This is a genomic window from Labilibaculum sp. (assembly GCF_041595635.1).
Taxonomy (GTDB): domain Bacteria; phylum Bacteroidota; class Bacteroidia; order Bacteroidales; family Marinifilaceae; genus Labilibaculum.
Genome location: NZ_JBFHJW010000102.1, coordinates 1 through 7,670, shown reverse-complemented (window position 1 = coordinate 7,670; position 7,670 = coordinate 1). Strand labels below are relative to the sequence as shown.

Annotated in this window: 7 protein-coding genes; all 7 read left to right on the top strand. The window is 36.7% G+C overall.

The window, feature by feature from the left end; all coding sequences use genetic code 11:
• Positions 1-1,971, top strand: a 1,971-nt coding sequence (gene thrA, locus ABYT26_RS17110; protein ID WP_372756151.1) for a bifunctional aspartate kinase/homoserine dehydrogenase I, incomplete at its 5' end; no start/stop codon positions are given.
• Positions 1,972-1,993: 22 nt separating this feature from the next.
• On the top strand, positions 1,994-2,920 hold the full coding sequence (locus tag ABYT26_RS17105; protein ID WP_372756149.1) for a homoserine kinase: 927 nt from the start codon (positions 1,994-1,996) through the stop codon (positions 2,918-2,920).
• A 57-nt stretch (positions 2,921-2,977) separates the two neighbouring features.
• Positions 2,978-4,273, top strand: a complete 1,296-nt coding sequence (gene thrC, locus ABYT26_RS17100) for a threonine synthase (protein ID WP_372756147.1) — start codon at positions 2,978-2,980, stop codon at positions 4,271-4,273.
• Between the two features lie 469 nt (positions 4,274-4,742).
• Positions 4,743-5,015, top strand: coding sequence for an HU family DNA-binding protein (locus ABYT26_RS17095; protein ID WP_372756145.1), 273 nt, complete (start codon positions 4,743-4,745; stop codon positions 5,013-5,015).
• A 77-nt stretch (positions 5,016-5,092) separates the two neighbouring features.
• The gene (locus tag ABYT26_RS17090) at positions 5,093-5,779 is read left to right on the top strand and encodes a TrmH family RNA methyltransferase (protein WP_372756143.1); all 687 of its coding nucleotides are present in this window, start codon (positions 5,093-5,095) and stop codon (positions 5,777-5,779) included.
• Between the two features lie 164 nt (positions 5,780-5,943).
• Positions 5,944-6,651 (top strand): LytR/AlgR family response regulator transcription factor, encoded by a 708-nt coding sequence (locus tag ABYT26_RS17085; RefSeq protein ID WP_372756141.1) that lies wholly within the window; start codon positions 5,944-5,946, stop codon positions 6,649-6,651.
• A 54-nt stretch (positions 6,652-6,705) separates the two neighbouring features.
• Positions 6,706-7,670 (top strand): aspartate aminotransferase family protein (locus ABYT26_RS17080; RefSeq protein WP_372756139.1); only part of this gene is annotated, 965 nt, incomplete at its 3' end.

Genomic DNA, 7,670 nt, shown 5'->3' with positions numbered 1-7,670 from the left:
GGTTTATTCTTAAATAGCAAGCAGACCAATAAAAATCTAGAAGCCATTAAAGATTCAAAATTTCAGGTTGCCGTATTTCCTGGATTTATAGCTTCTGGTCAAAAAGGTGAAATGACCTTACTGGGGCGTGGAGGCTCAGATTATACTGCTTCTATTTTGGCTGCAGGCTTGCATTGCAGCGAGCTGGAAATATGGACCGATGTAAGTGGAATGTATACTGCCGACCCAAGAATGGTGTCACAGGCATTACCTATCGAACAAATGTCTTTTCATGAAGCCATGGAACTTTCTCATTTTGGAGCAAAGGTCATTTATCCGCCAACTTTAATTCCTGTTTTAAAGAATAAAATAAATGTTCGTATAAAAAACACCTTCGCTCCCGACGAAAAGGGCACATTAATTAGCGACGCACCAAAAAGTGATCGCTCCATTGTGAGAGGTCTTTCTTCTATTGATCAAATTAATTTATTCACTCTTTCGGGAAGTGGTATGGTAGGAATAAGTGGATTTGCTTCCCGTTTTTTTACCTGTTTAGCTCAAAATAAGATCAACGTAATCCTTATTACTCAGGCTTCTTCGGAACATAGTATGAGTGTTGGAATTAACGAAAGTGATCGTGAGTTGGCTGTTGAGGCAGTTCGTTCTGAGTTCGAAATGGAAATTCGAATGAATTTGGTGAACGAACCTGCGGTAGAGGAGAATCTATCTATTGTGGCTGTTGTGGGTGAAGATATGGGATATACTCCGGGAATTTCTGGTAAAGTGTTTAGTGTTTTGGGCCGAAATGGAGTGAATATTCGAGCCATGGCTCAGGGTGGTAATGAATTGAATATCACATTTATGGTCCGAACTTTCGATGTGAGGAAAGTTTTGAATGTTATTCATGAAGATTTCTTTATTTCAACCTATAAAAAGGTGAACATATACATTGCAGGTGTTGGTAATGTGGGTGGCAAATTATTGGAGTTTATTAAAAAACAATATGATTATTTACTCGAAGAGAAAGGTCTTCAGCTTGTTATACGTGCAGTCACCAACAGTCGTAAAATGTACTTTGCTACTGATGAGAATATGCTTCAAGATTGGAAGCAAAAATTAGAAGAGGAGTCGGAAACTGCCAATTTGCAAGAGTTTGTAAAACGCATGGATCAGGCGAATCTTAGAAACTCAGTTTTTATCGATATTACCGCCAGTGAACTTGTAAGTAAAGTGTATCAGCAGGTTTTAAATTCCAATGTATCTATTGTTGCCTGCAACAAAATTGCAGCTTCTTCAGGATTTGATAATTACATGAGAATTAAAGCTGCAGCCAAAAAACACAATGTTGAATTCATGTTCGAAAGTAATGTTGGGGCTGGACTACCTGTTATCAGCACGATTAATAGCTTAATCAATACAGGAGATAAAATTATAGGAATTGATGCTGTTGTTTCGGGAAGTTTAAACTTCATTATGAATGAATTTAACAGCGGTAAATCTTTTGTTGAAGCTGTTAAGTTGGCTATGGAGCAGGGTTTTACAGAGCCAGATCCTAAAATTGATTTGAGTGGAATGGATGTTTTACGTAAGCTTCTTATTCTATCGCGCGAGGCTGGATATAAACTAGAAGCGCAGGATGTGGATCATGAGCCAATGATTCCTTTATCGTGTTTGAAAGGAGAAACAGCAGAGGAATTATTGCGTGACTTAGAGGCACATAACGACCATTTTGAGGCTTGGAGAAAAGTGATGGCTGAAAAAAATATTCGATATCGTTACATTGCTACTTTTGCTGATGGTAAAGCAAGTGTGAGATTGAAAGAAGTTAGTCCTGATCATCCATTTTATGATATACATGGTAAGGACAATGTAATTTCATTAAAAACCAAGTGGTATAATGATCAACCATTGATTGTTAAAGGTGCTGGAGCAGGTGCAGAAGTAACGGCCTGTGGTATTTTTGGAGATATCATTAGAATTACAAGCAACTAGTCAGCTACAAAAAATGGAAAAAATGTCAGATAGTATAAAAGTATTTGCTCCAGGCAGCGTATCCAACGTTGGTTGTGGCTTCGATATATTAGGATTCGCCATCGATGGGGTGGGAGATGAAATGATTATTACAAAAAATGATCAGAAAATAATAAGGATTCAACCCGTAAAGGATTATGAGAATTTACCTACCGATCCACTAAAGAATGTGGCTAGTGTGGCCATTCAGGCGTTGTTGGATGATTTGGGTAGCAATCAGGGATTTGATGTTGAAATTATCAAGAACATTAAGCCTGGTAGTGGAATTGGTTCAAGTGCAGCAAGTGCAGCTGGTGCTGTTGTGGCTGTAAACGAGCTATTGAATAAACCATATTCCAGATTGCAGCTAGTCGACTTTGCAATGAAAGGCGAAGAAGTTGCTTCGGGTGATGTGCATGCTGATAATGTAGCTCCTGCGACTTTGGGTGGATTTTGTCTGATTCGAGGATATAACCCATTGGATGTGATCCACATTCAGGCTCCAACAGAATTATGGTGCACCGTTATTCATCCACAAATTGAAATCAAAACCAAGGAAGCAAGAGAAATATTGTCTCCCGAAATTCCATTGAAAAAGGCCATTCGTCAATGGGGAAATGTGGCTGGTTTAATGTCTGGTCTCTATACTTCGAATTACGATTTAATTGGTCGTTCGCTCGAAGATCATATTGTAGAGCCACAACGTAAAGTGTTGATTCCCGAATTTGATGAATTGAAGCTATCTGTTATGGAGGCAGGAGCCTTGGGATGCAGTATTTCGGGTTCGGGACCTTCGGTATTTGCTTTGGCAAATGGAAGGGAAACTGCCGATGTGATTGCTGCCGCCATGGATACAGTATACAAGCGTACTGGTTTGGATTACAAAATTTATGTATCCAAAGTGAGCGAAAGCGGAGTGAAAATTTTGTAAGAAAAGGAAATAGGAATTGGAGGGGATTCGATTCCAGAATATGAAAACATTAGACTTGTGAAATACTTTAGTACAAATAACCCAGAGATACGATGCAGTTTTAAAGAAGCTGTAATTAAGGGGCTTGCGCCAGATAGTGGATTGTTTTTTCCTGTTTCGATTCCGAACTTAGGTGCTGAATTCTTTAAGAGATTACCAGAATTGAGCATGGCTGAAATAGGATTTGAGGTAGCCAAACATTTTGTAGGTGATGATATCTCAGATTCAGAATTGAAAAAAATTGCAGAAGAGGTCTTTAATTTTCCAATTCCTGTGGTGCCAATTGAAAAAGGGGTGAGCACTTTGGAGCTATTTCATGGACCAACATGTGCTTTTAAAGATGTTGGAGCCAGATTTATGTCACGATGCTTAGGAGCTTTCGCTAAGAAGGATCAGGAAGAAGTAAGCATTTTAGTAGCTACATCAGGAGATACAGGAAGTGCTGTTGCCAATGGCTTTTTAGGTGTAGAAGGTGTAAAAGTAATTATATTGTATCCAGCAGGGAAAGTAAGTCAAATTCAGGAACAACAATTAACCACAATGGGGCAAAATATAACTGCTCTTGAGGTTGATGGTACATTCGACGACTGTCAGGCTATGGTGAAAATGGCTTTTGGAGACGATGATTTAAATGCAAAATTGAATCTTACCTCAGCCAATTCAATCAATATTGCCCGATTGCTACCACAGAGTTTTTACTATTTTTATGCATGGGCACAGTTACAGCCTAGCAATAAAAAAGTAGTATTTTCGGTTCCCAGTGGCAATTATGGAAATCTAACCGGTGGTTTGTTGGCCAAGCAAATGGGCTTACCAATTGATTCTTTCATTGCCTCTGCAAATAGGAATAAAATAGTTCCAGATTATTTGGATACAGGAAAATATGAGCCTAAAGCTTCTGTGCAAACTATATCCAATGCCATGGATGTGGGAGCTCCCAGTAATTTTGCTCGCATGATGGAATTGTATCATAAAAATCATGCCGAAATAAGTAAAGATATTAAGGGAGCCTGGTTTTCCGATCAGGAAACTGAAGAAGCAATTGCAGATGTATATAATAGGACTGCTTACATTCTGGACCCTCATGGTGCTGTTGGATATCTTGGATTGAAAAAATACCTCAATACACAAACAGAAATAGGAGTCTTTCTAGAGACTGCACATCCCGCAAAATTTAAAGATACGGTGGAAAAGGTTCTTTCTTCTGAAATAAAAATTCCCGATTACTTGAAAGAATGTTTGGGAAAAGATAAAAAGAGCACTTTTATAAGTTCCGATTTTTCGGATTTTAAACGTTTTCTTCTCCAGAAATAAAATCTATCAAAAGGCTGTCATTACTAATGAACAGCCTTTTTTCTAATCATCTCATAATGATATAGATCAATATTGGGCGATAAAACTGACACCTAAGTGCAGTTTGTGTCTATTTTTGATTGTGTTTACCCTACCGTAAAGCACTGTTAGTTAGTGACTTGCGCTCGTGTTTAATTGTTTGCTTTAGTGAAATAATATTGATCATAAATAAATACGGTCAAGTCAAACATTTAGTCGAAGCAGTTAAATAAGAATCATCTTTAAATAGACTTATGATTTAATTAATATTCTTCTTTTTATTGTTTATAGGGAATAGCATGAAAAATGTCTTTTTTATTATGTTGTAATCTTTGAAAGGTTAAATTTATTATTTTTTCTGATGGTAAATTTGCAAACCATTAGAAATCCTTTATATTTGTATATGATTCAAAATTAAAACAAATTTTTAACCCTAAAATTTTATAACGTTATGAACAAAGCTCAATTAATTGACGCAATTGCTAACAAAGCAGGTTTAACTAAAGCTGATTCTAAAAAAGCATTAGATGCTTTCATTGAAACTACCACTGAAGCATTAAAAGAAGATGATAGAGTAGCCCTTGTAGGATTTGGTTCTTTTTCTGTTTCTAAGCGTGATGCTAGAACTGGAAGAAATCCTCAAACTGGTAAACCAATTAATATTCCAGCAAAAAAAGTGATTAAATTCAAAGCTGGTTCTGAATTAGCAGACTCTGTACAATAGTATAAGTGCAATTCATAAGATATTAGAGGGGGTGTATTAAATCATACCTCCTTTTTTTTGTTCCTAATTTTCTGAAAATGGAGAAGAAAATAGTAAAAGAGGCAGTTCATTTTCTTGAAAAATTTACCAATGAAAGACGTAAAGATTTATTGGATAAAAATATCGAAAATAGGACGAGGTACATAACTGTTGTTTTGGAGGATATTTTTCAGCCGCAAAATGCGAGTGCTGTTATGCGTTCATGCGATTGTTTCGGAATTCAGGATTTACATGTAATCGAAAATCATAATGAATTTCATCTAAATCCAGATGTTGTAATGGGCTCTTCGAAATGGGTTAATTTGCACCAATACAACCAGGAGAAACAAAATACAAATGCTGCAATTTCAAAATTAAGAAAGCAAGGATACCGGATTGTAGCAACCTCGCCCCATAGAAATGATATATTGTTACCCGATTTTGATTTGAGTAAGGGAAAAGCAGCTTTCTTTTTTGGAACAGAACTGACGGGCTTGTCGGATGAGGTGATGAAGAATGCCGATGAATTCGTAAAAATTCCCATGTATGGTTTTACAGAAAGTTTTAATATCTCAGTTTCAGCAGCTTTAGTGTTAAGTCATTTAACAACAGCTTTGCGTCAATCTCATGTGAATTGGCAACTGTCTGATCATGAAAAATTCGAATTAAAATTAGACTGGCTTTTAAAGTCTGTTCGCTCGGGTAGCGAATTACTCAATGAATTTTTAAAAAAGAATAAGCATTGATATGAAATTTATGTAATAATATTAAGTTAAATAATTTGGATCGGATTATTTAAGTGAAATATTTCGGAAATGGTAAAAAGATTGTTATTTTTGATGAAGAGAAGTTTCGAGGAGATAAATACAGTGTATTTACCTGTTTTTGAGCAAAATTTAACCGCCACTATATGAATTGTGTTGTAATTGATGATGATAAACTTTCGAGGAAAGTTGTTGAGAGTTATATAGAAAGAACCGATTTTCTTTCACTTGGAGCTTCTTATCCAAGTGCAATTGAAGCCATAAATAATATCAAAAAAAATGAACCCGTTGATTTGATTTTTTTAGATATTGAAATGCCTGAGATGAGTGGCATGGAATTTTTAAATAGTTTAAATACAACCCCTCAAATTATTATTATTTCCTCTAAAGAGCAATATGCTCTCGAAGCTTTTGAGTATGATGTTACCGATTATTTATTAAAACCGATCAGTTACAGCCGCTTTTTTAAAGCCGTAAGCAAAGCCAATCGTCGTTACAAAAATAGCGAAGGCTTTATGCAGGATAAAAATGAAATTTTCATTAAGAGTAATTCTGCCTTAGTTCGTTTAAATTATGACGATATTTTGTGGATTGAAGCCTTAGAGAATTACGTGGTGGTTAATTCGTATCATGAGAAATATACCATTCATTTTACCATGAAGGCCATTGAGGAGAAAATGCCTGCAACGCGTTTCTCAAGAATTCATCGTTCCTACATTGTAAATTTGAGTAAAATTGGTGTTATTGAGGATAATTCGGTGGTAATTGATGTTGAAGGAGGTTCTAAAGCAATTCCTATTGGCAAATCTTATCGAGATAAATTGTTAGGAGATATAAATTTAATGACCAGATAGTTTTTTAATGGTAGGATTTTTTTTGAATTTTGTATTCAAATTAAATTTCTGTCTATGATTACCAATCGACAATTATTTCTGCAACATGTAGCAACAACTTCCGATTTTCCAATTGCCTTGGAAATTGAAAGAGCAGAAGGAATATATATGTATAGCCCGGAGGGAAAGCCATATTTGGATCTCGTTTCGGGTGTTTCTGTTAGTAACCTCGGACACGGACATCCACGTGTTCGCCAAGCTATAAAAGATCAGGTTGATAAATACATGCACCTAATGGTGTATGGTGAGTTTATTGAAACTCCTCAGGTTAAGCTGGCCAAGCTATTGGCCGATAATCTGCCTGGAAATCTGAATTCTGTCTACTTCGTGAATTCGGGTAGTGAAGCCAACGAAGGAGCCATGAAATTGGCCAAACGTTATACCGGGCGATCGGAAATTATCCACTTTACAAGATCATATCACGGAAGCACTCATGGAGCTTTGAGTGTTTTGTGCGATGAGGAAATGAAAAATGCTTTTCGTCCCTTACTGCCGGATATTCGTATGATTGAATTTGGAGAATTAGCCGACTTAGATCAGATTACTGAAAGAACAGCCTGCGTAATTTTAGAGCCTATACAGTCTGAGGGAGGAATGATTATTCCAAGCAAGGAGTACATTCAAACTTTGCGTAAGCGTTGCACCGAAATGGGTGCCTTGCTGATTTTCGATGAGGTACAAATGGGTTTTGGAAGAACAGGAAAACTATTTGCTTTCGAACATTTCGATGTGGTACCGGATATTCTTTGCCTGGCAAAATCTATGGGAGGCGGAATGCCAATTGGAGCTTTTATTTCAAGCAAGGAAATTTTAGATTCCTTTAAATCGAAACCGATGTTAGGGCATATTACAACTTTCGGTGGACACCCAGTTTGTTGCGCTGCTGCCAATGCGGCCTTGGAAGTTCTGTTAGAGGAAAACATTGTAGCCGATGTGCAGCGAAAAGGAGAACTATTTGTGAGTCTACTAAAAGATCATCC